Annotated in this window: 30 protein-coding genes and 1 tRNA gene; 12 read left to right on the top strand and 19 right to left on the bottom strand. The window is 70.4% G+C overall.

Translation table 11 applies throughout. The annotated features are described in order from the left end of the window. Positions 1-52: 52 nt before the first annotated feature. The 5 genes from ACQUQF_RS08570 to ACQUQF_RS08550 form a co-directional block, all read right to left on the bottom strand. Positions 53-745 carry a hypothetical protein gene (locus ACQUQF_RS08570; RefSeq protein ID WP_435177782.1) on the bottom strand — a complete coding sequence of 231 codons (693 nt, stop codon included), beginning with the start codon at positions 743-745 and terminating at the stop codon, positions 53-55. Positions 746-1,216: 471 nt separating this feature from the next. Beyond that, complete coding sequence (locus tag ACQUQF_RS08565; protein WP_435177780.1) at positions 1,217-1,909, bottom strand: competence/damage-inducible protein A; 693 nt, start codon at positions 1,907-1,909, stop codon at positions 1,217-1,219. Positions 1,910-2,038: 129 nt separating this feature from the next. Continuing rightward, the gene (locus tag ACQUQF_RS08560; protein ID WP_435177778.1) at positions 2,039-2,809 is read right to left on the bottom strand and encodes a DUF5803 family protein; all 771 of its coding nucleotides are present in this window, start codon (positions 2,807-2,809) and stop codon (positions 2,039-2,041) included. Then, a complete protein-coding gene (locus ACQUQF_RS08555) occupies positions 2,806-3,516 on the bottom strand; it encodes a DUF2110 family protein (protein WP_435177776.1) in 711 nt (236 codons plus the stop codon). Before ACQUQF_RS08555 ends, ACQUQF_RS08560 begins: the two co-directional genes overlap by 4 nt. After that, positions 3,517-4,053: a transcription factor gene (locus ACQUQF_RS08550; RefSeq protein ID WP_115796184.1), complete on the bottom strand. Its 537-nt coding sequence runs from the start codon at positions 4,051-4,053 to the stop codon at positions 3,517-3,519. Between the two features lie 216 nt (positions 4,054-4,269). On the opposite strand from ACQUQF_RS08550, the gene ACQUQF_RS08545 reads away from it, so the two are divergent. Together ACQUQF_RS08545 and ACQUQF_RS08540 are read left to right on the top strand one after the other, a co-directional pair. After that, on the top strand, positions 4,270-4,737 hold the full coding sequence (locus tag ACQUQF_RS08545; RefSeq protein WP_435177774.1) for a MaoC/PaaZ C-terminal domain-containing protein: 468 nt from the start codon (positions 4,270-4,272) through the stop codon (positions 4,735-4,737). A gap of 66 nt (positions 4,738-4,803) precedes the next feature. Then, on the top strand, positions 4,804-5,685 hold the full coding sequence (locus ACQUQF_RS08540) for an amidohydrolase family protein (protein WP_435177772.1): 882 nt from the start codon (positions 4,804-4,806) through the stop codon (positions 5,683-5,685). 20 nt (positions 5,686-5,705) lie between these two features. Here the strand turns inward: ACQUQF_RS08540 and ACQUQF_RS08535 are convergent, their stop codons facing one another. The 3 genes from ACQUQF_RS08535 to ACQUQF_RS08525 form a co-directional block, all read right to left on the bottom strand. Then, the gene (locus ACQUQF_RS08535) at positions 5,706-6,077 is read right to left on the bottom strand and encodes a hypothetical protein (protein WP_435177770.1); all 372 of its coding nucleotides are present in this window, start codon (positions 6,075-6,077) and stop codon (positions 5,706-5,708) included. An 81-nt stretch (positions 6,078-6,158) separates the two neighbouring features. Beyond that, positions 6,159-6,998, bottom strand: coding sequence for an aldo/keto reductase (locus ACQUQF_RS08530; RefSeq protein WP_435177768.1), 840 nt, complete (start codon positions 6,996-6,998; stop codon positions 6,159-6,161). A 109-nt stretch (positions 6,999-7,107) separates the two neighbouring features. Then, entirely contained in the window at positions 7,108-7,872 is a 765-nt protein-coding gene (locus ACQUQF_RS08525) for an enoyl-CoA hydratase/isomerase family protein (RefSeq protein WP_435177766.1), read from the bottom strand. Positions 7,873-8,026: 154 nt separating this feature from the next. Between ACQUQF_RS08525 and ACQUQF_RS08520 the strand changes: the two genes are divergently transcribed. Together ACQUQF_RS08520 and ACQUQF_RS08515 are read left to right on the top strand one after the other, a co-directional pair. After that, positions 8,027-8,386, top strand: a complete 360-nt coding sequence (locus tag ACQUQF_RS08520; RefSeq protein ID WP_435177764.1) for an Hsp20/alpha crystallin family protein — start codon at positions 8,027-8,029, stop codon at positions 8,384-8,386. A gap of 38 nt (positions 8,387-8,424) precedes the next feature. After that, a complete protein-coding gene (locus ACQUQF_RS08515; RefSeq protein ID WP_435177762.1) occupies positions 8,425-8,814 on the top strand; it encodes a methylated-DNA--[protein]-cysteine S-methyltransferase in 390 nt (129 codons plus the stop codon). Positions 8,815-8,817: 3 nt separating this feature from the next. Here the strand turns inward: ACQUQF_RS08515 and ACQUQF_RS08510 are convergent, their stop codons facing one another. From ACQUQF_RS08510 to paaA, 6 genes are all read right to left on the bottom strand, one after another. Further along, positions 8,818-9,036: a DUF2196 domain-containing protein gene (locus ACQUQF_RS08510; protein WP_435177760.1), complete on the bottom strand. Its 219-nt coding sequence runs from the start codon at positions 9,034-9,036 to the stop codon at positions 8,818-8,820. A 344-nt stretch (positions 9,037-9,380) separates the two neighbouring features. Next, positions 9,381-9,548, bottom strand: coding sequence for a 1,2-phenylacetyl-CoA epoxidase subunit PaaE (gene paaE, locus ACQUQF_RS08505; RefSeq protein WP_303646387.1), 168 nt, complete (start codon positions 9,546-9,548; stop codon positions 9,381-9,383). A 2-nt stretch (positions 9,549-9,550) separates the two neighbouring features. Then, positions 9,551-10,078: a 1,2-phenylacetyl-CoA epoxidase subunit PaaD gene (paaD, locus tag ACQUQF_RS08500; RefSeq protein ID WP_435177758.1), complete on the bottom strand. Its 528-nt coding sequence runs from the start codon at positions 10,076-10,078 to the stop codon at positions 9,551-9,553. Further along, positions 10,079-10,921, bottom strand: a complete 843-nt coding sequence (paaC, locus tag ACQUQF_RS08495; protein WP_435177756.1) for a 1,2-phenylacetyl-CoA epoxidase subunit PaaC — start codon at positions 10,919-10,921, stop codon at positions 10,079-10,081. Continuing rightward, positions 10,921-11,241 carry a 1,2-phenylacetyl-CoA epoxidase subunit PaaB gene (gene paaB, locus ACQUQF_RS08490; RefSeq protein WP_435177754.1) on the bottom strand — a complete coding sequence of 107 codons (321 nt, stop codon included), beginning with the start codon at positions 11,239-11,241 and terminating at the stop codon, positions 10,921-10,923. Before paaB ends, paaC begins: the two co-directional genes overlap by 1 nt. 2 nt (positions 11,242-11,243) lie before the next feature. Next, a complete protein-coding gene (gene paaA / locus ACQUQF_RS08485; RefSeq protein ID WP_435177752.1) occupies positions 11,244-12,185 on the bottom strand; it encodes a 1,2-phenylacetyl-CoA epoxidase subunit PaaA in 942 nt (313 codons plus the stop codon). A 383-nt stretch (positions 12,186-12,568) separates the two neighbouring features. Between paaA and ACQUQF_RS08480 the strand changes: the two genes are divergently transcribed. Beyond that, positions 12,569-13,210, top strand: coding sequence for a helix-turn-helix domain-containing protein (locus ACQUQF_RS08480; protein ID WP_435177750.1), 642 nt, complete (start codon positions 12,569-12,571; stop codon positions 13,208-13,210). 1 nt (position 13,211) lies between these two features. Here ACQUQF_RS08480 and ACQUQF_RS08475 read toward each other — a convergent pair whose 3' ends face one another. From ACQUQF_RS08475 to ACQUQF_RS08465, 3 genes are read right to left on the bottom strand one after another with little or no spacing between them, the layout of a single operon-like run. Next, positions 13,212-13,427, bottom strand: a complete 216-nt coding sequence (locus ACQUQF_RS08475) for a hypothetical protein (protein WP_435177748.1) — start codon at positions 13,425-13,427, stop codon at positions 13,212-13,214. A gap of 54 nt (positions 13,428-13,481) precedes the next feature. Next, positions 13,482-14,861, bottom strand: a complete 1,380-nt coding sequence (locus ACQUQF_RS08470) for a bifunctional metallophosphatase/5'-nucleotidase (protein ID WP_435177746.1) — start codon at positions 14,859-14,861, stop codon at positions 13,482-13,484. Positions 14,862-14,885: 24 nt separating this feature from the next. Further along, a complete protein-coding gene (locus tag ACQUQF_RS08465; protein ID WP_435177744.1) occupies positions 14,886-15,269 on the bottom strand; it encodes a PaaI family thioesterase in 384 nt (127 codons plus the stop codon). Positions 15,270-15,421: 152 nt separating this feature from the next. Here ACQUQF_RS08465 and ACQUQF_RS08460 point away from each other — a divergent pair, with 152 nt between their 5' ends. The 5 genes from ACQUQF_RS08460 (at position 15,422) to ACQUQF_RS08440 (ending at position 19,531) form a co-directional block, all read left to right on the top strand. Beyond that, positions 15,422-16,327, top strand: coding sequence for an NOP5/NOP56 family protein (locus ACQUQF_RS08460; RefSeq protein ID WP_435177742.1), 906 nt, complete (start codon positions 15,422-15,424; stop codon positions 16,325-16,327). Then, entirely contained in the window at positions 16,324-16,956 is a 633-nt protein-coding gene (locus tag ACQUQF_RS08455; protein WP_435177740.1) for a fibrillarin-like rRNA/tRNA 2'-O-methyltransferase, read from the top strand. Before ACQUQF_RS08460 ends, ACQUQF_RS08455 begins: the two co-directional genes overlap by 4 nt. Before the next feature lie 125 nt (positions 16,957-17,081). Further along, positions 17,082-18,164, top strand: a complete 1,083-nt coding sequence (locus tag ACQUQF_RS08450) for a glutamate--cysteine ligase (protein WP_435177738.1) — start codon at positions 17,082-17,084, stop codon at positions 18,162-18,164. Between the two features lie 220 nt (positions 18,165-18,384). Further along, a complete protein-coding gene (locus ACQUQF_RS08445; RefSeq protein ID WP_435179502.1) occupies positions 18,385-18,978 on the top strand; it encodes a helix-turn-helix domain-containing protein in 594 nt (197 codons plus the stop codon). Positions 18,979-19,039: 61 nt separating this feature from the next. Beyond that, the gene (locus ACQUQF_RS08440; protein ID WP_435177736.1) at positions 19,040-19,531 is read left to right on the top strand and encodes a phosphopantetheine adenylyltransferase; all 492 of its coding nucleotides are present in this window, start codon (positions 19,040-19,042) and stop codon (positions 19,529-19,531) included. Positions 19,532-19,574: 43 nt separating this feature from the next. Here the strand turns inward: ACQUQF_RS08440 and ACQUQF_RS08435 are convergent, their stop codons facing one another. Further along, positions 19,575-19,904: a transcription initiation factor IIB family protein gene (locus tag ACQUQF_RS08435; RefSeq protein WP_435177734.1), complete on the bottom strand. Its 330-nt coding sequence runs from the start codon at positions 19,902-19,904 to the stop codon at positions 19,575-19,577. 83 nt (positions 19,905-19,987) lie between these two features. On the opposite strand from ACQUQF_RS08435, the gene ACQUQF_RS08430 reads away from it, so the two are divergent. Further along, positions 19,988-20,072: transfer RNA gene (locus ACQUQF_RS08430), tRNA-Leu, on the top strand. A 374-nt stretch (positions 20,073-20,446) separates the two neighbouring features. On the opposite strand, the gene ACQUQF_RS08425 is transcribed toward ACQUQF_RS08430, so the two are convergent. After that, positions 20,447-21,286, bottom strand: coding sequence for a spondin domain-containing protein (locus tag ACQUQF_RS08425; protein WP_435177732.1), 840 nt, complete (start codon positions 21,284-21,286; stop codon positions 20,447-20,449). 211 nt (positions 21,287-21,497) lie between these two features. Here ACQUQF_RS08425 and ACQUQF_RS08420 point away from each other — a divergent pair, with 211 nt between their 5' ends. Next, positions 21,498-22,085 carry a DUF7139 domain-containing protein gene (locus tag ACQUQF_RS08420; RefSeq protein WP_435177730.1) on the top strand — a complete coding sequence of 196 codons (588 nt, stop codon included), beginning with the start codon at positions 21,498-21,500 and terminating at the stop codon, positions 22,083-22,085. The last annotated feature ends 170 nt before the right edge of the window (positions 22,086-22,255 follow it).

Raw genomic sequence — 22,255 nt, 5'->3', positions numbered from 1 at the left:
AAAAGCCGTCCGGTACGAGAAAAAGATTCACCGGTTCGCGGGCCGAATCAGCTCAGTACGACTGGGTGCCCTGGAACGACTGGCCCTGGGGCTGCTGGTACGACTGACCCATCTGTCCGCTCTGCCGGCCCATCGTGCCCTGCTGACCCATCTGGCCGCCCTGCATCTGGCCGCTCTGCTGGCTGACCTGCTCCTGGATGCCCATCGTCGTGCCCTGCTGGCCGCCGCTGATGGAGTTCAGCAGCTTCTCGGTCGCGTCCATCGCCTGGGTGACCGCCTGGTAGGTCTCCTGGACGTGCGGCGACTGCTGGTGCTGCTGGAGGATCGGCAGGCCCTGCTGGGCGACCGTCAGGAACGCCTCGGCGATCTCGGGCCCGTTGATGGAGTCGCGGGCGATGAACTTCTCGTTCAGCGACGCCAGGTCGGCGAGGTCCTCGCACAGCCGTGCGCACTCGGCCATCTGCGGACCGCTCTCGATGCACTTGTCGGCGCACCACTCGGCGATCTCGACCACGCGGTCGAACGACTCAAGCGCCTGGTTGAGCTCCGGGGTCATCTCCGACTCGAACTGCTGGCCGACCCGCTGGTGGGTCATCTGGTGGCTCTGGCCGCTCTGCTGGCCGCCGAACTGGGTCGACTGCATCGGCTGCTGCTGTGTCTGCTGTCCCCCGTACGTCTGCTGACCGGTCTGGCCGTACGTCTGCTGTCCCGTGCTCCCCGTCGGCTGTTGATATTGCTGTGACATGATTTGTCCTCCCCCGCGTAGGCACCTCCTAACGCCGAGGCGCCCGCAGCGGGCAGTCGGTGGTTCGCCGGAAACGCAGATAAACCGGCGCGACCGTTGGCGATCGTTCAACCCGGCAACGGAGTGTTTCCGTCGCTTCGAGGTCGAAAAAACCGATTCCGGGGGAGAAACAAACACCCGGTTACGCCGTCGTTTCCGAACCGTTCGCCGGGACAACGACCGATTTCGACCCGGCGCCCGCGCGGGGCCCGGTCGGGGTTGACAAACGTTAAGGCACCGGCACGGCAACCCCCGGACATGATAACACTCGCAGAATCGGCGACGATTCCGGCGAACGCCGCAGGCATCGTGACCGGCCTCCTCGGGCTCCTGATCACCGCCGCGTGGGTGGCGTACTTCTACCGGTGAGTCCGTTCCCGGGCCGAACTTCGGCCCGGAAGCGACGCGTCGCAGGTCGAGCGGCGCCGCGGCCTACCGGTCGACGCCCTCGACCCGCTCGCGCAGCCACGCCGCGGCCCGTTCGAGTTCCTCCTCGTCGGTGCTCTGTAGCTTGACCCGGACGTGGTCGCCGGGGTAGCTGCCGACGGTCACGTCGAACTTCTCGCGCAGCTCCGCGAACCGCTCGACCAGCGCGCTCTCTGGCTCGTCGGCCTCCACGGTCCTGACGTGGCGGTACTCGCCCGCGAACTCGTCGGCGATCCGCTCGAACATCGCCTCCATCTCGGCGGGGACGCCCGGCAGGACGTAGATGTTCTCGACGACGCAGCCCGGCGCCACGCCCTCGTCGTTCGGCAGCATCCGCGAGCCCCTCGGGAGGTGGGTCGTCCCCTCCACCAGGTCGGCCCGCTCGTAGTCGGTGTGGTCGGTGATCCAGGCCACGGCCTCGTCGTGCTCCTCGACCGGGACGCCGACCGCGGCCGCGACGCCCTCCATCGTCAGGTCGTCGTGGGTCGGGCCGAGCCCGCCGGTGACCACCACGGCGTCGTACTCGGCCCGCAGCTCGTTGACAACCCGGGCGATGTCGGCCACGCGGTCGGGGACCACCACGACGCGCTCGACGCTCGCGCCGCGCTCGGTGAGCCGCTCGCCCAGCCACGCGGCGTTCGTGTTCACGGTGTCGCCCGCCAGCAGTTCGTCGCCGACGGTGACGAGGGCTACGTCCATGGGGACGGGTACGAATCGCGGAGGTAAAAAGTGGGCGCTACCCGGCCTGGGGTCGCGTTTCTCGCCTCGCTTCGCCACGCGGTCCGGAGTTTCGGGGACTCTCTGACACCTGGGAGACGACCGAACGAGTCACCCCATCCCCGGCGGCGGTCCCTGGTCGAACTCGTCGCCGTCGGTGTCGACGTTCAGCCCCATCTCCTCGCGCTCCTGTTCGAGCCGACGGATCTGGAGCCGGAAGTACGCCAGCCCCACCAGCGCGACCAGCACGCTCGCGCCGATGATGCCAGCGAAGATGGTGAGGTCGCGGGCGAGGTAGTACCGGACCACGATGCTGTCGGCGGTCACCTCGGCCCACGAGAGGTGGACCCGGCCGCCGAGCTGGCTCTTGCCGTCGGCGCTCGGGCGGACCTGGCTCAGGATCGGCGTGCCGACCCGCATCCCCTTCGGCAGGATGACCTCGTAGGAGTCGTGGACGTAGGTCGGCGTGCTGAACGACTTCCCGCGGTGGGGCGCGGTGTAGGCCAGCTGGCCGTCGGACTCGGGCAGCGTGATGACCGTCTTGGACTTGGTCTTGCGGACCCGCTCCTGACCGAGGGTCACGACCGTCCCGTTCTCGTACCGGAACCGGACCGTCCCGACGTTGACCGGGGTCTTCTCGCCCAGCGACTCGCGCTCGAAGACGGCCAGCTTCGAGCGGTTGTCGAAGTCGTACACCGCCTTGTACTCCCCGCCGGTGACGTTCAGCGTCACCGCCGCCGTGTTGTCCCAGTCGTAGTCCGGGTCCCCGTCGCCCTCGAGTCGCTTCTCGCTGATCTGGTCGCCGCCGAACAGGCCGGTGCAGCCCGCGGTGAGCGCCAGCAGCGCGACCGACGCGAACGCGAGTGCGAGTCGGCGGTTCATGGGATGACGCAGCGAATCTCCGCCGGCAGGTAGTCGCCGATGGCCGCGAGCAGCCCCGGCGGGTCCGTCTCGTCCTTGCAGACGATGCTCTGCTCGAGCAGGCCGAGCCGCTCGACCGTCACGATGTCGCGGGCGTGGCCCGCGCGGTTGACCGTCGCCCGCACCTCGCCGCGGGTCGCGCTGTTGACGTTGACCCGGCCCGCGCCGCGGGTCCAGTCGAAGAGGCGGTCGCGCTCCTCGTCGGCGAGGCGGTGGGGCCGTTGCTCGCCGGCCTCCTCGTCTTCGCTGCCGTCGGCCGGCTCGCCGCCGTAGACGAACCGGAGCGGCACGTGCTGGACCAGCCCGAACCGCTCGACGATCTGGACCGGCGTCCCCTGGCCCAGGCCGAGCTCGCCGGCGGGGACCCGGACCTCCTCGCCGGCGTCGAGGACGAACCCGTCCTCGTCCCACGCCTCGAGCGTGCCGACGTAGGTCTCGCCCGGCTCGAAGTCGGGCGTGATCTCGCCGAACGCCTCGCGGAGCACGTTGCGCGCGACCACCTCGTCCCCGCCCTCGATGGTGACGACCGCGAAGTCGTCGTGACGCACGCCCACGGTGTACTCGACGTCGAGGTCGCCGATCTCGTTGTCGACCAGCGACCGCAGCGCGTCGAGCGCCCGCTCCCGGGCCTCGCCCCGCACGTACACCTTCGTGGCGAGTACGACCATCTATGCCTCGGCCTCTTCGAGCTGTTCGACGTTGAGCTCCGCCCGCAGGTCCTCGATCCGCTGCTCCATCGCGTCGATGAGCCGGCTGTTCTCCATCGACTCGAGCGGCGACCCGCACTCGGGGCACTCGAAGCCGAAGTCCATCGCCTCGCCGAACTCGAACCGGATCGAGCAGACCTCGCAGAGGTAGAACTCGTGCTGGTACTCGTACTCCTGGCGCTGTTCGAGCGCGTCGAGCAGCCGGTACATCTCCTCCTCGAGGTTGTCCGGGATGTTCTCGTACTGGAACGTCCAGAGGTACGTCAGCCACCCCGAGTCCTCGTCGCGGAGCCGTCGGTACGTCGCGAGGTCGTTCTCGTAGAGGATGAACAGCGCCCGCCGCACGTCGTTGAGTTCGAGGTCGAGCTCCTCGGCGAGCTCCTCGTCGGTCACCTCGCCGTCCGGCGGCGCGGCCGCCACCGGCATCCCCTTCGGCCCGACCAATTCGTGAAGATACTTCTGAATTACCGGGTCCTCCAGTAAGTCCTCAAAAGCCATTATCGTACACTGGGGCGTTCGAGCGTTTAAAACCATCGGGAACGCGTCATTCCCGCCGGCGGGCGGCGCTCGATGCCGGGCCAGCGCCGCGTTCGCGGACGGTTTCGCCGTCGTGCCGGCGGTGGTGACGCCCGGGCCCGATCCGATTCCGACCGACGGGCCGGATTCGGCCCGGGACACCATAGAATTTTATCGTTAACGACCGAACGCGGAGGCATGCCGTACAGCTACCGACCCCACCACTTCGAGGACTTCGAGGAGGGCCAGACCTTCGAGAGCGTCGGCCGGACCGTCACCGAGTACGACTTCGTGATGCACTCGGCGTTCGCCGGCGACTGGACCGAGCTCCACACCAACAAGGAGTACGCCGAGGAGGGCCACTTCGGCGAGCGCGTGGCCCACGGTCCGATGACGTTCGTGCTCGCGACGGGGTTCGTCTACCGCACCGGCATCCTCGAACGCACCGTGCTGGCGTTCCTGGGGATGAACTACATGGACATCCCCAATCCGGTGTACATGGACGACACCATCAGTCTCGACATGGAGGTCACCGAGACGAAGGACCTGAGCAGCCGCGACGACGCCGGCCTGGTGGTCATGGACACGACGATGACCAACCAGGAGGACACCGTCGTGTTCGAGGGCGACATGAAGTTCCTCATCAAGACGGAGGAGACGGCGTAGGTCGCCGGCCGGTCGGCCGCTCTCCGACTCCCACGATTTTTCACGACACCCGCCGAACAGCTTCGCATGCCGCAACTCGACGTCGTCGCAGACCAGGACGACGAGTACCCCATCGTCGACACCCACTGCCACCAGCCGACCGAGGAGTTCCTCCACGACGCCGGCGGCCAGATGATGCGGGACGCCGCCGCGAAGTTCGGCGCCGAGATGGAGACCGACACCTACGACAACCTGATCGCGGAGTACCGCGACTGCGGCATCGGCCGGGCGGTACTGCTCGGCTGGGACGCCGAGACCAACACCGGGAACCCGCCCGTCCCGAACGACTACGTCGCGGAGGTCCGCGACGAGTACGACGACTTCTTCGTCGGGTTCGCAAGCGTCGACCCCCTGAAGGACGACTGCGTCGAAGAGGCCGAGCGCGCGGTCGAGGACCTCGACCTCTCGGGGTTCAAGTTCCAGCAGATCGCCCAGGGGTTCGACCCGAGCGACCCCGAGCACGACGAGCTGTGGGACACCATCGAGGACCTGGGCGTCCCCGTGGTCTTCCACGGCGGCAGCTCCACCCTCGGGGCAGGTGCGCCCGGCGGCCGCGGCCTCAAGATAAAGTACGGCGACCCGATGATGATCGACGACGTGGCGGCCGAGCACCCCGACCTCCAGATCCTGCTCGCCCACCCCGCGTTCCCGTGGGAGAAGGAGCAGCTCGCCGTCTGCCAGCAGAAGGGCAACGTCTACATGGACCTCTCGGGGTGGATGCCCCGGTACATCGACGATCAGGTGCTCCACTACGCGGAGACGCTGCTGCAGGACAAGGTGATGTTCGGCACCGACTACCCGATGATCGACCCCGCGGCGTGGCTCGACCAGTTCGCGGAGCTCGACTTCCCCGCGGACGTCCAGCGCAAGATACTCTGGGAGAACGCGGAGTCGTTCCTCGGGCTGTAGGGCCGGCCCTCGCTCGCGATCTACTCCGACTCACTGTCGCCGCCGACGACCGTCACCTCGTCGCTCGTGGCGTGGTGGATCTCGACCGAGTGGCGAGTGTGCCGGACGTGGGTCTCGGCCCACCGGGTCGCGGCGTCGCTCGCAAGCCGCTGGACCTCCTCCGGGCAGTTGCGGCAGACCGCGCGCCAGGTCCCGATGCCGTCGGGGAAGTGGCCGGTGTGGCGCCGGTGGTCGAGCGCGAACTGCTCGACCGCGTGGTTGCCCACGCCCAGGTCCTCGAACTCCGTCGAGAGGTCCCACTCCCGGTCGCACCGCTCGCAGGTCACGGTCGGCGCGTCGAACTCGTCGCCGCCGGCGGAGGGTCCGCCGTCGGTGTCGTTGGTGTCGGACACGGGGTCGGCTTGCCGGCCCACGGCCTTGAATCGCTCGTCAGGGAACGGGCGGGCGCCGGAGTCCTCCGCGCCGAACCCGGCTCACTCCGCGATGCCGTACACGTCGCCGGTCCAGTCGCGGGCCGGCGTGTCGTACACCGGGTAGTCCCGGTCGAGGTCGTCGAGCCGGCGCAGATCGTCCTCGTCGAGTTCCCAGCCGAACAGGTCGACGTTCTCCCGGACGTGGTCGGGCGAGGACGACTTCGGGATGACGACGACGCCCTTCTCGACCGCCCACTTCAGCACGATCTGGGCGGGCGTCCTGTCGTACTGCTCGGCGAGCTCCTGTACGGTGTCGTCGCCCAGCACCTCGGTCCGGGCCAGCGGCGCGGCCGCCTCGACCACGACGTCGGTCTCGCGGCAGTACTCCACCAGGTCGGGCCGCTGGAACCACGGGTGGAACTCGATCTGGTTGACCGCGATGGGGACGTCCGAGACGTGCTGGGCGGCGCTGAGCTGGTAGGCGCTGAAGTTCGAGACGCCGACGTTCCGGACCAGCCCCCTGTCGTGCAGGGTCGCCATCGCGTCGAGGGTCTCGCGCAGCGAGATCGCGGGGTTGGGCCAGTGGATCAGGTAGAGGTCGAGGTAGTCGGTGCCCAGCCGGTCGAGCGAGGCCTCGCACGACTGGACGACCGACTCGTAGTTCAGGTTCTTGGGGAGCACCTTCGAGGTCAGGAACAGCTCCTCGCGGTCGTAGTCGGCCAGCGCCTCGCCGATCTCGGCCTCGTTCATGTACCCCTCGGCGGTGTCGACGTGGGCGTACGCGTCGTCGAGCGCGGCACGGACCGACTCCTGCACGGTCTCGCCCTCGAGGTTCCACGTGCCGACGCCGATCAGGGGCATCTCGTCGCCGCTCGGCAGTTCGACAGTTGGTACGGTCACGGCGAGTGGTGGCGTCTCGGACGGGCTTAGTTCTGGTGTAACCGGCGGTTCTGCCGGGTTCCGCGCCGGGAACCCGCCGCTTCCGGACTCCGCGACTCCCCGAGCCGGCTCACTCGAACTCCGGGTCCCGGCCGTCGAGGAACGCCGCGACGCCCTCCTCGTGCTCGGCCGTGGCGTAGGCCTGCGACTGGACCGCGTTCTCGTAGTCGAGCGCCTCCCGCCAGCCCTTCCCCATGTTCTCGTGGACGGCGCGCTTCGCGAGCCCGATGGTCCGCGTCGGGCGCTCCCGGAGCGTGTCGAGCAGGTCGGCGACCGCGCCGTCGAGGTCGTCGTCGGGCACCGCCTCGTTGACCAGCCCCATCTCGGCGGCCTCGGCGGCCGGGAAGAACTCCCCGGTGAACGCGAGCCGCTTGGCGGTCCGGAGCCCCACGAGGCGCGGCAGCAGGAAGCTCCCGCCGGTGTCGGGGATGAGGCCCACGCGGACGAAGGCGCAGCTGAACGTCGCCGACTCGGCCGCGTAGGCGAAGTCGCTGACCGCGGCGACCGCCAGCCCCGCGCCCACCGCGTCGCCGTTGACCTTGGCGACGATGGGGACCCGGGCCGAGAGCGCCTCCTCGACGAGTCGACCGAACGTGTCGGTGACCCGGTCGTACGCCTCGTCGGGCGCCTCCTCGCGCTCGGCCATCGACTGGAGGTCCCCGCCCGCGCTGAAGGCGCCGCCCTCGCCGGTCAGCACGATCGCGTCGAGGTCGGCGGGGTCTGCCTCGGCGAACACGTCGGCCAAGTCGGCGGCGAGTTCGGGCGTGAACGCGTTCATCACCTCGGGGCGGTCGAACGTGACGGTCCGGACGCCGTCGTCGTCTGCGATGTCCATACCTGTCCGTCCGCCGCCACGACGATAAGGGTACTCACTGCGACCGGTTCGACCGAGACACGGCCCTGGCGGGCGATCCGACCCGTATGGACAACCCGACTCCGACGGGCGAGCGTTTAAGCCTCCGGGCGTCGCCGGGAGAACGGGGGAGTACATGTCACGACGCAACCGAAAGCGACGTCCCAGCGACACGCGACCCGAGCCCGAAATCGACGTCGACGTGGCCGACCGCGGCGACGAGTACGTCCTGACCGCCGACCTGCCGGGCATCCGCAAGCAGGACATCGACCTCTGGGTCAGGAAGAACCGGGTCCAGATCGTCGTCGATCCGGACAGCGACCCCGACGCGGAGGGCGCGTTCGCCCGGCGGGCCCGGGAGCGCGGCCCGGTCTCCCGGACGCTCCGCCTGCCGGAGCGCGTCGACGAGCGCCGGACCGACGCCGAGTATCTCGACGGGCGGCTCCGGGTCACCCTCCCGAAGCGCGAGCGACGACGCCGCATCCAGGTGGAGTGACCGAAACGACGAAGCCGGCTCGCGCCCTCTCTCCGCCGATGCACGTCGAACTCCTCGGGCAGACGGTCGAACTCGACGCGGACCGCGTCGGCGCGTCGGAGCCGGAGATCCGCGAGCAGGTCGCCGAGTACGCCGCGGGCGAGCGCCGGACCTTCGATCTCCCGGTCGAGCTCGTCGACGGCTTCGCGGGCGAGGTGATGGCCGAGATGCGGGCGATCCCGTACGGCGAGACCCGGACCTACGGCGACATCGCGGCGGCGCTCGACACCGCCCCGGTCGCGGTCGGCCGGGCCTGCGGCGCGAACCCGGTCCCGCTGGTCGTGCCCTGCCACCGAGTGGTCGGCGCGGACTCGCTGGGCGGTTACTCGGCCGGCGACGGCCTCCCGCTCAAGCGGGCGCTGCTCGACCTCGAAACCGGAGAGAAGTAGCCCTCACTCGTCGGGAGCCACGCGCTTGACGTACCCGGTGACGCCCGACTGGAGCTTCACCTTCGCCCCCTCGACGCTGGCGTCGTCGTCCTGCAGCACGGTCTGTATCTCGCCCATGATGCCCTCGGCGTCGGGCGCGTTCTCGGCGTTCGACTGCTCGATCTCGACCATCATGCCGGGCCGGAGCTCGTCGTCGCTCGGACGGTCGCCTGTCTCTGACATACTGTAGCCTGGGTCCGTTTCGGGCAAGAAGATGACGGCCCCGTCGCCGCCCGGATTATTTCTCCACTATCGGCCATAACGACTAAGCTGGTAGTACCAGACAGCCAAGGTGCGGTCGCGACCGTTCGCACCGCTCACCCGTCCGTGACCGAGCCGCCCGCCCGTCGACCGTCGCCCGCGCTCCGCCATCTAGCGCGGGTCGGTGGCATCGAGTTCCACGCCCTCCGCTTTCCTACCGCTCGCCGGAGATTTCGCTTCGACCTCGCGGATTCGACACGGTAGAGGAGACGATACGTCGAAGCGTCGGAGACGTCTCCTCCGGTGAGAAGGGGCCGTCGGAATCGCTACTCGAACTTCTCGAACGGCTGCTCGCACGCGTTGCAGTAGTGCATCGACCGGCAGAGCGACGGCCCCTTCGGGTGCTCGCGCTCGGTATCGGTCGACCCGCAGTAGGGGCACTCGGCCCCGGTCCGGTCGCCCGAGGTGTCGACGCTGGGGTCCGGTCGGCGCACGGTCACACGCTGAGGCCGAACTCGCGGAGGTCGGCCTTCCCCTGCTCGGTCACCATCTCGACGGACCACTCGGGGCTCCAGACCAGACGCAGGTCCACCGACTCGACGCCCTCGACGCCGGCGACGGCGCGCTCGACCTCGTCGATGAGCATGTCCCGGGCCGGACAGCCCGAGTAGGTCAGGGTCATCAGCACCTGTGCGTGGACGCCGCCGTCGACGCGCTCGTCGACCTCGACGCCGTAGACGAGCCCGAGGTCGACGATGGACACCGGCATCTCGGGGTCCTCGACGCCGTAGAGCGCGTCCCAGACGTCGGCCGCGACGCCCTCGGCGTCCTCACCTGTCGCCGGGAGGTCCTCGACGTCCTCGCCCTCGACGTACTCGGTGTACGCGCAGAGCGCGGGGTCCCCGCAGTCGTCGTCCGGACCGGGGACGCCGCCGACTCCCGGGACGCCGTCGGCCCCCACCTCGTCGGGATCGGTCTCTCGGAGGTCGGGGACCTCGGGGTCGTAGGGGAGGTCGCTCGACATCTACTCGCTCACCTCGTCGGGGTCCTTCATGATGCGGGTCGCCTCGCTCCGGCCGAGTTCCCGGTACGTCCGGGTGAACTCCTCGCGGAGGTCGTCCCAGTCGTCGGTGTGGGACCTGTCGCGACCGATCTCCGCGGGCAGGTCGGCGTCCTCCGGGACCGACAGCCCGAGCCCGTCGAGGTACGGCACCACCGTCTCTAGCCAGGCCTCGCGCATGTCGGCCAGCGACTCGGTCCGGAGGCCGAGGTCGTCGATGCGGGCCTCGACCTCCTCGTCGGCGGGCTCGAAGAGCGTCAGCGCGTACGGGAACAGCCGGTCGAGCGCGTCCTGCACGCGGCGCCGGCCGTCCTCGTCGTCGGTCAGCCGCTCCAGCCAGTTCTCGGCGTGCTCGCGGTGGTAGTCCTCCTCGCCCCGGATCTTGCCGACGCGGTCCCGGATGCGGGCGTACGAGGAGTCGACCAGCGCCTCCAGCCGGAGCTCCTCGGCCACGTCGTAGAGGTACGACCGCAGTATCGGGTCGGCCCAGTCGCCCTCCGCGAAGGGGCGTTCGACGAGGGTGCTGTGGCGCCACTCGTCGGCGGGCCGCTCCCAGATGAGGTCGGGCTCGTCCGGCCCGAAGTCCTGCAGCAGGTCGTACCAGAGCCGGGCGTGGCCGAGCTCGTCCTGCGCGACGTTGGCCAGCGCGAGGTCGGATTCGAGGGTGGGCGCCCGGACCTGCCACTCGGTGTAGCGCTCGGCCAGCACGAACTCGTCGTCGGCCAGCCGGAACAGCAGCGTCTCGACCGCCTCGCGCTCCGCGTCGGAGAGCTCACTGGGGCCGGCGAGCTGCTCGGCGCTCGCCATCAGTCGTCACCCCGCTGTCGCTCGGCCTCGGCCTCGACCTGCTCGCTCTCGGACTCGGCAACCTCCTCGGCCGCGGCCTCGAAGTTGTACGACTGGGCCCACCGGTAGGACTTGTCGGTCGTGCCGCCGAAGTGGGCCTCCTCGGTGTCGACCTCGCCGATCTCCCGCTGGGGGACGACCCAGAGGCTGTTGGTCGGCTTGCGCCGGCCGTGCTGGACCTCCGCGAACATGAGCGCCATCTCGCGGTCCGGCGCGTGGACGTTGCCGCAGTGGGTGTGGTACTCCCCGGCCTGCTCCTGGCGGAACACTTCCCAGATCATGGTCAGTCGGCCGCCTGCGGGGTCCGGCCCGCGGTCTTGGTCTCCCAGTCGTCCAGGCTGTTCCGGACCCACTCGACGGCCTCCTGGGTGCGGCTGCGCTTGCCGATCTGTTCGTGGCTTCCCTCGTAGTCGTTCTTCGCGATGGTGAAGAACTCGTCCCAGTCGAGGTCGTCCTCCTCGACCTCGTAGGTGCCGTCGCCGTTCTCCCGGATGCGGGGCTCGTCGGGAATCTTGAGGCCGTACTTCTTCGCCTTCGGCACGTAGGAGTTGAGGAAGGCGTTCCGGAGCTCGTCGTTGGTCATCGTCTTCAGGCCGACGTCGGCCGAGAAGTCGTGGTGGGTCGACTTGTCGTCGGTCGGGCCGAAGAACTGGATGATGCGGGGCCACCACTTCTCGAAGGCCGCCTGGGTCCTCTCCTGCTCGGCCTTCGAGCCGGTCATCAGCTCGTAGAGGATGGCCTCGCCGTGCTTGACGTGGAACCCCTCCTCGAAGCACACCTTGTCCATCGCGTGGGCGTAGGGCTCCCAGCTGCTCTGCTTGAGCGTGGCCTGGCGGCGCATCGCCGCCCCGTCGACGAAGAACGCGATCATCGGCGTCTCGACCCACGACTCCATCGGGTAGTGGAAGCAGTTGAGGAACTTGCCCTCGCCCGCCGCCAGCTCGTCCAACATCTCCTCGCGGGTCTTGACCCCGAGCGACTCGGCGGCCCGGTAGAGCAGCTGTCCGTGGCCGATCTCGTCCTGGACCTTCGCGGAGAACGCCAGCTTCCGGTCGAGGCTGGGCGCCTGCCGGATGAAGGGCCGTTCGAGGTACGCCCCCATGATCTCGCTGTTCGCGTGGAACTGGATCATCCGGGTCGCGGCCTTCCGGTACTTCTCCGGGAGGTCGTCCTTCGGGCTGAACGCCCGCGGCCCGGCTCGCTCTTTCACCTGTTCGATGTCCATGTGCGGGAATCTAGGTACGGACTGCCAAACCAATTGACCCGGCCATGAGCGGGCTTTAAGTATTCCCGAGCGAAAGACCGTGATGGAAATGTGGCGAAGACCCGACCACCGACCGCAGCGCTCGCCCGACCCGACAGCCCGGGGCGGGACTGAAAGGGGCCGGTCGCTCGCGTTCACTTGGTCGTCTCAGCGACCCCTATCCGAGGCGAGCGCAGCGACCCGAGGATATGTCGCTGAGTCGTTCGAAAGACGCGGAGGTCTTTCGTGATCACGAGAGAGCAAAGCTCTCTCGGACGACGACCGCGAGCGACCGGGGGCTTTCTGGGACTTCGCATTACCGACTCCCGAGACGTCAGTAGCGTTTCACCAGATGGAGTCGCGAGATGATAGACGAGTGCCTCGTCGTCGAGTTCTCCGTCACGGGCGACGACTGCCCGCTGGCCGACGCCGCCCGGGAGACCGGCGCCACCGTCGACGCCAGGCCCCCGCAGCTCCGCCGCGACGAGAACGCGCTGCTCCGGTTCTCGGTCGGCGAGGGCGCCGACGAACTCGGCGCGGTGCTCGACGCCGACGAGCGCATCCGGTACCTCCACGCCTCCCGGACCGACAGCCGGACCAACTTCCGGTGCCTCTCGAAGCACCCCTGCGTGGTCCACGAGCTCACCGACGCGGGGTTCATGGCCGAGACGCTCCAGTACCGCGGGGACACCGAGCGCCACACCGGCGCGGTGGTCGGTCACGACGTGCTCCGGGGCGTGCTCGCCGCGGCCGCCGAGACGGTCGGCGTCTCGCTGGAGCGGGTCTTCCCGCTCGGCAGCGAGGACGACGAGGCGGTCGCCCAGCGCTGGGACGTCACGCCCGCCCAGGAGGCCGCGCTCCGGACCGCGCTGGAGATGGGCTACTTCGAGGTGCCGCGGGAGGTGACCGCTCGGGAGGTGGCCGACGAGTTGGGGATCAGCAAGTCGGCGTTCCTGGAGCGGCTCCACCGCGGGCAGGCCACCCTATTCGGACAGGTGTTCGGATAGCTCACGGGGCGTCCGGTTCCGGGTCGCGCTCGGCCTTCCGGTCGACGCGGACGCGCCACGCCGTCCAGCCGAGCGGGCCCGCGACGATGCCGACGAGGGCCAGGAGTGCGAGCACCTGCGGGCTGGCGACCGCGACGAGAAGCGCCACGAGGAGGACCGCGATGACCGCGAGCAGGGCGACGATGGCGTCGAGTCGCTTCCGGAGGGCGTCGTCCACGTGCGGCGCGACTCGGGGAGTCCGGAAGTACGTTGCGGACGCCGGAACTCGCCCTCACCGCTTGACCTCGATCCGCCCGTCTATCTCGGCCCGCACGCCCTCCGCCCTCGCGTACTCGACCAGCGCGTCGTACTGGACGCCCCACACCGCCTCGGCGTCGGCTCGCGACACGGCCGGGAACTCGTCGCTCCAGAGGACGTACTCGGTGGTCGCCAGCGCGTAGTCGGTGGTCGGGTCCAGGGGCTCGCCGTCGACGCGGATCCGGCTGACCGCCTCCGCCGCGCGGTCCCAGACGACCTCCACTCCGGAGAAGTGGCCCCACCACAGCTCCTCGCCGGCGGCGCGCTCGGCGCGTTCGTCCGTGAGGACGGACTGCTCGACGAGGGTCCGGAGCGACTCGCCGGCGACCGACGCGACGCAGAGGTCGGCCGCGAACGGCGCGAGACCGCGCAGGTCGGCGACGGTCACCTCGCCCGAGAGCGGCGGTCCCGCCCTGAGCATCGCGGCGTCGAAGAAGCTCGCGTCGGCTCCCGCGGCCCAGCGGTAGGCGTCGGCCGTGAAGTTGGTGATGCGGCGCTCCCCGGAGAACCACTCCCGGCGGACGCGTTCGATGGGCTCGGGCGCGCGACCGACCACCTCGGCGAGCCCGGTCTCGGCCATCTCGGCGCGCAGTCGCTCGGCGACCGCCTCGTCGAGCGGGGCGTCGTCGGTCTCGAGGCGCGTCGCGCCGACCGGCTCGCCGAGGTCGACCCGCCAGACGACCCGGCCGTTCGCGCCGGGCCGGACGATCGGCGTCCCGTCGACTCGGTCGCGGCGCTCGTCGTGGACGTGGCCCGCCAGCACGGCGTCCACGCCGGGGACGGCCGCGAGGTCCGGCAGGCGTCCGTCGGCGACGTGGGCGAGCGCGACGACCCGGTCGACGCCGCGGTCTCGCAGGGAGGCGACCGCCTCCCGGACCGCCTCCGCGGGGTCGGTGACGGTCAGCGAATCGGGGACCGACGACTCGGGATCGGTCACGCCCGCGAACCCCACGGACGTCCCGCCGCGCTCGACGACCGTTGTCGGCGCGACGCCGGCGAACGGGTCGCCGACGCCCGCCTCGACCCCCGATTCTCTCGCGGTCTCGGGGCTCTCCCGGACGTTCGCGCTGACCCAGGTCTGCGAGGAGTCGCGGACGATCTCGCGGAGGGCGTCGAACCCGTAGTCGAAGTCGTGGTTGCCGAACGTCTCGACGTCCGGAGCGACGGCGCGGAAGAGGTCCAGCGACTGGCGGCCGTCGGTCTCCATCGACAGCACGCTCGGTCCGAGGTCGTCGCCGGTACCGACGACTACCGTCTCGTCGTCGCGGTGGGCCTCGATCAGCCCCGCGAACCTGCCCGCCCGCTCCGGGTGGTCGTAGACGTTCTCGACGTCGGAGTACTGGAGGAGTCGCATCGCTGTCCGTCGAATGCCCGGGCGCTACCCCGTCTTGTAGACTCCTCTCGCATCCGCAACCTGCGTCCCATCTTCTGCGAAGACCTCGACGTCGACGACGCCCACGTCGCTCCCGCAGCGCACGACGTCGGCCTCGGCCTCCAGGTCGCCCGTCCCGGCTTCGAGGTAGTCGATGCGCATGTCGACGGTCGGGACCGGCTGGTCGACCAGCGAGACCAGCGCCGCGCCGCCGACGGTGTCCGCGAGGGTGAAGGTGACCCCGCCGTGGGCCATCTGGCGGTCGGGGTTCCACGACAGCTCCTCGCGCATCTCGATCCGACCCTCTGCGTGCCCGTCCGCGACCTCGGTGACTTCGACGCCGAGCAGGTCCGCGAAGGGCATCTCCTCGAAGAATCGCTCTACGTCCATACCGTCGGGTTGCGCCCGGGAGCGGCATAAGGGTACTTCCTCGGCGGGGCGAGCCGCCGCGGCGCCCGAGAGGGCCCGACGACCCCCGTCCGCGCAGACAGAACGGGGGCGAGTCGCCTGGGTTTAAACGCGACGCCGCGCAATCCTCGGGCATGACCGACGACGGAACTCCCACCGACGCCGAGGGCGGGTGGTTCGAGGGCGTCGCGCCCGGCGACGTCGCCGCGGGGGCGGCCGCCGTCCGCGACGGCCGGGCCGACGCGCCGGCCGACTGGCCCCGGCGGGCGGTCGAGTCGGGGTTCGCCGACGACGAGGACGACTACTACGCGCAACTCCGCGAGGCGACCCTGCGGGCGGCCCGGGAGGGAGCGGCCGAGCGCGAGCGCGCCGACGACCAGCAGCTGGTCCACGCGGTCCGGGCGATGGACGACGCCGCGGCCCAGGCCAACGAGCTCGCCGAGCGCGTCGCCGAGTGGGCCGGCAGCCGGTACCCCGACGCCGGGACGGGCGTCGACTACGCCCGCGAACTCGCCGAGCGCGACCCGGAGTCGCCGACCGACGAGCGGCTGCTCTCGCTGGCCCGCCGGACCGCCGACCTCGCCGACGAGAGCGACGCCCTCCGGGAGTTCATCGAGCGCGAGACGCCCGAGGTCGCGCCCAACCTCGCGGCGATGGCCGGCCCGGTGCTGGCGGCCCGGCTCGTCTCGCTGGCCGGCGGCCTGGAGCCGCTCGCGAAGAAGCCCGCCGGGACGGTCCAGGTGCTGGGCGCCGAGGACTCGCTGTTCGCCCACCTCCGGGGACACGCTCCCTCGCCCAAGCACGGGGTCATCTTCACCCACGAGTACGTCCGGGGGACCCGGCCCGAGAAGCGCGGGTCGGCCGCCCGGGCGCTCGCCGGGAAGCTGACCATCGCGGCGCGGGTCGACCACTACTCGGGCGAGCGCCGGCCGGAGCTGGACGAGGAGCTCCAGCGCCGGATGGCCCAGATCCGCGGACGAGGCGACGACGGCGACGCCGACCCCGGAACCGAGGACGCGCAGGCGGGAGGTGACGCATGACCGACCTGCCCGAGGGCGTCGAGCGCCGCGGCTTCGACGGCCGCGAGCGGCTCGCCACGCGGGGCGAGCCGGTGTACGGCGAGCCCACCGACGCGGGCTGGCGGTGCTGGGACGCGGGCCGGTCGAAGCTCGCCGCGATGATCGAGTCGGGGCTGGACGTCGGGCTGGCGGGCGGCGACACCGTCCTCTACCTCGGCGCGGCCAGCGGGACGACCGTCAGCCACGTCGCCGACTTCGCCGGCCCGACCTACGCGGTCGAGTTCGCGCCCCGGCCGGTACGGGACCTCGTGGGGGTCGCCGAGGACCGCGAGAACCTGTTCCCGCTGCTGAAGGACGCCCGCAAGCCCGAGACGTACGCCCACGTGGTCGAGGCCGACGTCGACGCCGTCATCCAGGACGTGGCGACTCGGGGGCAGGCCCGCGTCGCGGTCGAGAACGCCCGGTTCCTCGGGGCGGACGGCCGACTGCTCGCGGCCGTCAAGGCCCGCAGCGAGGACGTGACCCGCGACCCCGAGGACGTGTTCGCGGACGCGCTGGCCGACCTCCGGGAGCGCTACGAGGTGCTGGCGACCGAGCGGCTCGAGCCCTACCACGACGACCACCTCGGCGTCGTCGCGCGGCCCAGGTGAGCCGGTCGACGGGGTGTCCGGTCGCGGAGACTCTGCGGCGGTGAACCCGCGCCGCGACCCCGCTCCCGTCGGCGCCTGCCGTCTCCGGAACTATTTATACGGCGGGTTCCGAACTGCCGAGCGAGATGGACTCGGGTTCGGCCGACAGCTTCGCGGAGATGGGCACGCTGGGCGTCGAGGAGGAGTTCTTCGTCGTCGACGGCCGGGGTCGCCCGACCGCGGGCACCGACGTGCTCGTCTACGGGCGCGACCCGCCCGAGCTCCTCGCAGACCGGCTCGACCACGAGCTGTTCAAGTGCGTCGTCGAGACCCAGACCCCGAAGCTCGACGGGCTCGCCGACGCCCGCGACAGCGTCCGGGCGGTCCGGTCGGCGCTGGTCGACCACGCCGAGGCCTGCGGCTTCCGCATCGCGGCCGCGGGGCTCCACCCCGGCGCGAAGTGGCGGGAGCTCGAACACGCCGAGAAGCCGCGGTACCGCGCCCAGCTGGACCGCATCCAGTACCCCCAGCACCGCAACACGACCGCGGGGCTCCACGTCCACGTCGGGGTCGACGACCCCGACAAGGCGGTGTGGATCGCCAACGAGATCCGGTGGTACGTCCCCGTGCTGCTCGCGCTGTCGGCCAACTCGCCGTACTGGAACGGGTTCGACACCGGGCTCCAGTCGGCCCGCGCCAAGATCTTCGAGGCGCTGCCCAACACCGGGATGCCGACCTGCTTCGACTCCTACGAGGACTTCGCCGCCTTCGAGGAGACGATGCTGCGCACGGACTCGATCGCCGACCGGGGCGAGCTCTGGTACGACGTCCGCCCGCACACCGGCCACGGCACGGTCGAGATCCGGACGCCCGACGGCCAGGCCGACCCCGACCGGGTGATGGCCTTCGTGGAGTACGCCCACGCCCTGGTCGAGGACCTCGCGGCCAGGTACGAGGACGGCGAGCGGGGCTACCGCCACCGCCGGGAGCTGCTCGACGAGAACAAGTGGCGCGCGATGCGGTACGGCCACGACGCCTCGTTCATCCGGCGGGACCGGAAGGGCGAGATCGGACTGGGCGCGGTGGTCGACCGGGAGTGCGACCGGCTCGGCGTCTCGGGCATCCGGGACGTCTACGAGGCCGAGAGCGGCGCGGCGAGCCAGCGCCGGATCCGCGACGAGGAGGGCGTCGAGCCGCTCTACGAGTCGCTGGTACTGCGACCCGAGTAGTCGTCCGTCGGCGCAGCGGTCCGTTCTCCTCCGCCGTGCGAACGTCGAACGCCGACCGTAGCGGCTGTAAGCAAAGTTTTTACTCGCCGGCGGCTTGTGTCCTCGTAGAGAGGACATGTCCGGTGAAAACACAGACGACGACGGTGTGGACGTCGAGGACGACACCGTCGAGGAAGCCGAGATTGACGACGTCGCCGACGACGTCACCGTCGAGGAGGAACTGGAAGCCGACGAGGAGGGCGACCTGACCGAGGAGGTGAACGTCGAGGTCGAGGGCGAGGAGGCGGTGTCGGTCGAGCAGGACGTGCCGGTCGAGGAGGGCGGCGACCGCATCTCGAAGGGCCGCGAGCGCTTGGAGGAGGAGGCCGACCGCGCGGTCGACCAGTTCGACCAGGGCATCGTCGACCTGCTGTCGTGGGTGCTCGACACCGAGACCCGCGCCCGCATCTACGTGTACCTGCGCCAGCAGCCCTACAGCACCAGCGAGGAGATCGCCGAGGGGACCGGGCTCTACCCCTCGACGGTCCGGGAGTCGCTCGCGGAGCTCCACGACGAGGAGATCGTCGAGCGCCGCAAGCGTGAGAGCGAGGGCGCGGGCAACAACCCCTACGAGTACACCGCCATCGCACCGAGCGAGCTCGTCGGCGGCATCGTCGGCCAGATCCAGGACGAGCTCAACACGGTGTTCAACCTCGACTCGCACCTCCGGTCGGACGAGGAGGACGAGCCGGCGGCGGAGCCGAGCGAGCCGGTCAGCATCCGGGTCGAGGACGCGGACAGCGCCGACGACGAGGAATCGGGCGACGAGGAGTAATTTTCCGCGCCCGGGACCGTATTCCGAAGGCACTAAGCGGCGGGGAGCCCTTCGCGGGGGTATGAGGGTTGCCCTGGGCGGGACCTTCGACCCGGTCCACGACGGCCACCGCGCGCTGTTCGAGCGCGCCTTCGAACTCGGCGACGTGACGGTGGGACTGACCAGCGACGAGCTCGCCCCGAAGACGCGCCACGAGGACCGGTACGTCCGCCCGTTCGACGAGCGCAAGGCCGACCTGGAGGCCGTGCTGGCGGAGTTCGCCGACGAGTACGACCGGGAGTTCGAGGTCCGTGAGCTGACCGAGCCCACCGGCATCGCGACCGAGCCCCAGTTCGACGCGCTGGTGGTCTCGCCCGAGACGACCGACGGCGCCGAGCGCATCAACGAGATTCGCGAGGAGCGGGGCCACGACCCGCTCGACGTCGAGGTCGTGCCCCACGTCGAGGCCGAGGACGGCGACATCATCTCCAGCACCCGCATCGTCAAGGGCGAGATCGACGAGCACGGCAACCTGACGCCCGACCGCGAGGGCCGGAACGCCGAGCGGAGCTAGGGGCTGTTCGCTCGGCGGGCGGCGGCGTGGCGCAGTTCCGCGCCTACCACGACGGCGGTTCGAGACCGGCTTCTTCGAGCAGTTCCTTCCAGCGCTGCTGGACGGTCAGCCGCGCGACGCCGACGGCGTCGGCCACCTCGCTCTGGGAGCGCTGGTCGCCCTCGATGAGCGACCCGGCGTAGAGGCTGGCCGCGACGACCGCCCGCCGTGAGTCGGCGTCCCGCTCGTCGGGGGCGTCCCACTCCGAGACGGTCGAGAGGAAGAGGTCGGTCGCCCGGGACCGGGCGGCGGCGCCGAGGCCGAGCCTGTCGGCGGCCCGCTCGATCTGGGCGAGCCAGCGCTGGTTCTCCACGTGGTCGCGTGCCCGATACACGGAGACTGCTTGCGACCGGACTCACATAAGCCCCTCGCCGAGAGCGACAGTTTCTTGTCGCCCTCGCCGGAATCTGGGACTGCGCGCGGGTTGCCAAGCCTGGCCAACGGCGCAGCGCTTAGGACGCTGTCCCGTAGGGGTCCGCCGGTTCGAATCCGGTCCCGCGCATGAGCGAACGAAGTGAGCGAAGAGCAGGACCGATTTGAACCCTGCAAGTCGCAGCCCGGAACGGCCCGCAGGGCCGCACGCCCGGACCGTCTTGCTCCGGTTCGAATCCGGTCCCGCGCACTACGACCGTTTACTGCGGTCGGCGCATGAAAGCGCCTCCCTTGTGAAAGCTCGACCAAAAACACCGTCAGAGCGACGCTCTGACGAGTCGTCGGTCACCTCGTTCCCGACGACACGGCGTCACCGCCTCACTCAGCCCTCGCTTCGCTCGGGATTCGTTCGACGGTTCCTTGGTCCGCTCGCTTGCTCGTGCTTGTCCACTCGGAAGGTAGCGGACGCCAGACTTCGGGGACAGAGGACTGTCCGTCGCTACGCTACCCCGTCTCCGCCTCCCTCGTCACCCGGATCACCTCCGAGACGTACGGGTACTCGTACCCGTCGCCCACGTCCGTCACCGGTCGGACCGGTGCGTCCTCCTCCGTTCCGGCCCCGGCCTCGGACTGGCGCGGCGCCTGGTCGGCGCCGACGCCGGGCTCCCGGTTGCACTCCGTCCCGGCGTCCCAGAGGCCGATCGCGTTCGTCACGTCGCCCGACAGCGGTTCGCCGCCGTCGAAGAGGCCGATCCCCCGCGGCTCCGGCGCGTAGAACAGGTCGTTCGACTGGACGAACATCGTCGCGAGCGAGAGGCGCTCGCCCGGTTCGGCCTCGACAGCGAACTCGTAGGCCCCGTCCGGTCCGATCGGCGCCGGCTCGTCCGCCCCCGCGGGCGTGGCGAAGGCGCCGCTGTCGGACACGTCGTCTCGTTCCGCGAGCGCACCGGCGAGGTCCGTCGGCATCCCGTCCTCCGCGAGGGCCTCGAGCCCGTTACCGCGGGCCGGTTCTAACTCCGCGAACAGCGGCCCCGGCTCCGAGTGGACCGCGTACGCGCCCGGCGACAGCGGAACTGGCTGTTTCTCTGCGTCGCCCGAGCCGGACGTCGCCAGCGTCGTCGGCGTCGAGACGTTCTCGACGCGCACGGTGAACGTCGTCGCTTCGTCCCCCGAATCGGCGCTCGCAGCGCCGACGACTGTGGCGTCGCCCAGCCCGACGACCGCTGCCGCACCCGCCGCGCTCGCGAGGAAGGTCCGCCGCGTCGCAGCTGTTTCCGTTCGACTGCCTGTACTTCCCGTCCCCACACCGGACTCCGAGCCGGTCAGTAGCTCCCGTTCGGTCATGGTCTCGTGCGCTTCGGCGCACGGTTATCGCAACGCGGATCCCGGAGAAGTAGATTTTTCAAGGTCGCTTCCCGGTGTTCTCTGGTTCGTTCCAAATCGGTTCCGAATCGGTCGAGTCGGTCCCGTCGGCCGACCGGTCCGCGGGAATCTCTATGTCGACGTCGCAACTATTCGATACTCTTTTCCGCTACTGACACGTATCAGAGCAAACATGACGGGGCTCGCCGACGCGTACGACCGAGACGGCCCGTGGCGGACGGTAGCGTGGGCCGCCCTGGCGTTCGCCGGCGGACTGGCCGCCGCCGTCGGGGTGGTCGCCGCGACCGCGAGCCTGATCGCCGGATTCGGCGTCGGGAAACCCCGCGCGCTCGGGATCGCGGTCGTGGTCGGGGGCGGGCTACTGCCGGCGGGGTTCCTCGCGCCGGCCGTCCGCGGGGTCGGCGACGCCCGTTCGCATCTCCTCGCCGCCGTCGCCGTCGCCGCCGTCACGACGGGCCTCGCGTGGTTCTGGACGGCGCTGCCCGCCGGATGGACCGGTCGGTTCGGCGCGCTTCCGGCCGGTGCGGCCGTGGCGTACGCGGTCGGCCTGCTCGCCGCGTTCGGTGCGGGTCTCGCCGCGTGGCCCGGCACCGACCGGGAGTCGCGGACCGAGCGCGGGAGCGCCGACACGCTGGGCGGCGTCGAGTCGGTGGTCGCCTCCCGCGAGGGCGAGGGGAGCGACGTCGGCGCGTCCGCGACGGTCGGCGACGGCGGCGAACCGGAGAGCGACCTGACGTTCTTCGACGACGAGGAGTCGTGAGCCCCCGCGCGGCGCCACCGTTGTCAGTAAAGTGCCATCGTTCTGGGGTCGCTGCCGAAAGCACCTGTCGACACGCGACGACGGCGAGCGGTTCGTGCGACGCCCGAGATGACGAACTCGCACCGTTCTGATATATACACCCGCAAACCTTTTCTTCGGTCGTTGAGTCG

Origin of the sequence: Halorussus sp. AFM4 (genome assembly GCF_051194995.1) — an archaeon.
In the GTDB taxonomy this organism is placed as follows: domain Archaea; phylum Halobacteriota; class Halobacteria; order Halobacteriales; family Haladaptataceae; genus Halorussus.
Note: the sequence above shows the minus strand (reverse complement) of the source record. Positions and strands in the feature narration are given on the sequence as shown.

What these genes read in the sequence shown, in the direction of transcription:
- ACQUQF_RS08455 (WP_435177740.1), top strand. Translation starts at nt 16,324, where the DNA reads ATGACCGACCTGCCCGAGGGCGTCGAGCGCCGCGGCTTCGACGGCCGC.
- paaB (WP_435177754.1), bottom strand. Translation starts at nt 11,241, where the DNA reads ATGATCTGGGAAGTGTTCCGCCAGGAGCAGGCCGGGGAGTACCACACC.
- ACQUQF_RS08545 (WP_435177774.1), top strand. Translation starts at nt 4,270, where the DNA reads ATGCCGTACAGCTACCGACCCCACCACTTCGAGGACTTCGAGGAGGGC.
- ACQUQF_RS08515 (WP_435177762.1), top strand. Translation starts at nt 8,425, where the DNA reads ATGCACGTCGAACTCCTCGGGCAGACGGTCGAACTCGACGCGGACCGC.
- ACQUQF_RS08560 (WP_435177778.1), bottom strand. Translation starts at nt 2,809, where the DNA reads ATGAACCGCCGACTCGCACTCGCGTTCGCGTCGGTCGCGCTGCTGGCG.
- ACQUQF_RS08520 (WP_435177764.1), top strand. Translation starts at nt 8,027, where the DNA reads ATGTCACGACGCAACCGAAAGCGACGTCCCAGCGACACGCGACCCGAG.
- ACQUQF_RS08565 (WP_435177780.1), bottom strand. Translation starts at nt 1,909, where the DNA reads ATGGACGTAGCCCTCGTCACCGTCGGCGACGAACTGCTGGCGGGCGAC.
- ACQUQF_RS08555 (WP_435177776.1), bottom strand. Translation starts at nt 3,516, where the DNA reads ATGGTCGTACTCGCCACGAAGGTGTACGTGCGGGGCGAGGCCCGGGAG.
- ACQUQF_RS08460 (WP_435177742.1), top strand. Translation starts at nt 15,422, where the DNA reads ATGACCGACGACGGAACTCCCACCGACGCCGAGGGCGGGTGGTTCGAG.
- ACQUQF_RS08465 (WP_435177744.1), bottom strand. Translation starts at nt 15,269, where the DNA reads ATGGACGTAGAGCGATTCTTCGAGGAGATGCCCTTCGCGGACCTGCTC.
- ACQUQF_RS08480 (WP_435177750.1), top strand. Translation starts at nt 12,569, where the DNA reads ATGATAGACGAGTGCCTCGTCGTCGAGTTCTCCGTCACGGGCGACGAC.
- ACQUQF_RS08420 (WP_435177730.1), top strand. Translation starts at nt 21,498, where the DNA reads ATGACGGGGCTCGCCGACGCGTACGACCGAGACGGCCCGTGGCGGACG.
- ACQUQF_RS08570 (WP_435177782.1), bottom strand. Translation starts at nt 745, where the DNA reads ATGTCACAGCAATATCAACAGCCGACGGGGAGCACGGGACAGCAGACG.
- ACQUQF_RS08540 (WP_435177772.1), top strand. Translation starts at nt 4,804, where the DNA reads ATGCCGCAACTCGACGTCGTCGCAGACCAGGACGACGAGTACCCCATC.
- ACQUQF_RS08550 (WP_115796184.1), bottom strand. Translation starts at nt 4,053, where the DNA reads ATGGCTTTTGAGGACTTACTGGAGGACCCGGTAATTCAGAAGTATCTT.
- ACQUQF_RS08425 (WP_435177732.1), bottom strand. Translation starts at nt 21,286, where the DNA reads ATGACCGAACGGGAGCTACTGACCGGCTCGGAGTCCGGTGTGGGGACG.
- ACQUQF_RS08450 (WP_435177738.1), top strand. Translation starts at nt 17,082, where the DNA reads ATGGACTCGGGTTCGGCCGACAGCTTCGCGGAGATGGGCACGCTGGGC.
- paaD (WP_435177758.1), bottom strand. Translation starts at nt 10,078, where the DNA reads ATGTCGAGCGACCTCCCCTACGACCCCGAGGTCCCCGACCTCCGAGAG.
- ACQUQF_RS08470 (WP_435177746.1), bottom strand. Translation starts at nt 14,861, where the DNA reads ATGCGACTCCTCCAGTACTCCGACGTCGAGAACGTCTACGACCACCCG.
- paaC (WP_435177756.1), bottom strand. Translation starts at nt 10,921, where the DNA reads ATGGCGAGCGCCGAGCAGCTCGCCGGCCCCAGTGAGCTCTCCGACGCG.
- ACQUQF_RS08525 (WP_435177766.1), bottom strand. Translation starts at nt 7,872, where the DNA reads ATGGACATCGCAGACGACGACGGCGTCCGGACCGTCACGTTCGACCGC.
- paaA (WP_435177752.1), bottom strand. Translation starts at nt 12,185, where the DNA reads ATGGACATCGAACAGGTGAAAGAGCGAGCCGGGCCGCGGGCGTTCAGC.
- ACQUQF_RS08510 (WP_435177760.1), bottom strand. Translation starts at nt 9,036, where the DNA reads ATGTCAGAGACAGGCGACCGTCCGAGCGACGACGAGCTCCGGCCCGGC.
- ACQUQF_RS08440 (WP_435177736.1), top strand. Translation starts at nt 19,040, where the DNA reads ATGAGGGTTGCCCTGGGCGGGACCTTCGACCCGGTCCACGACGGCCAC.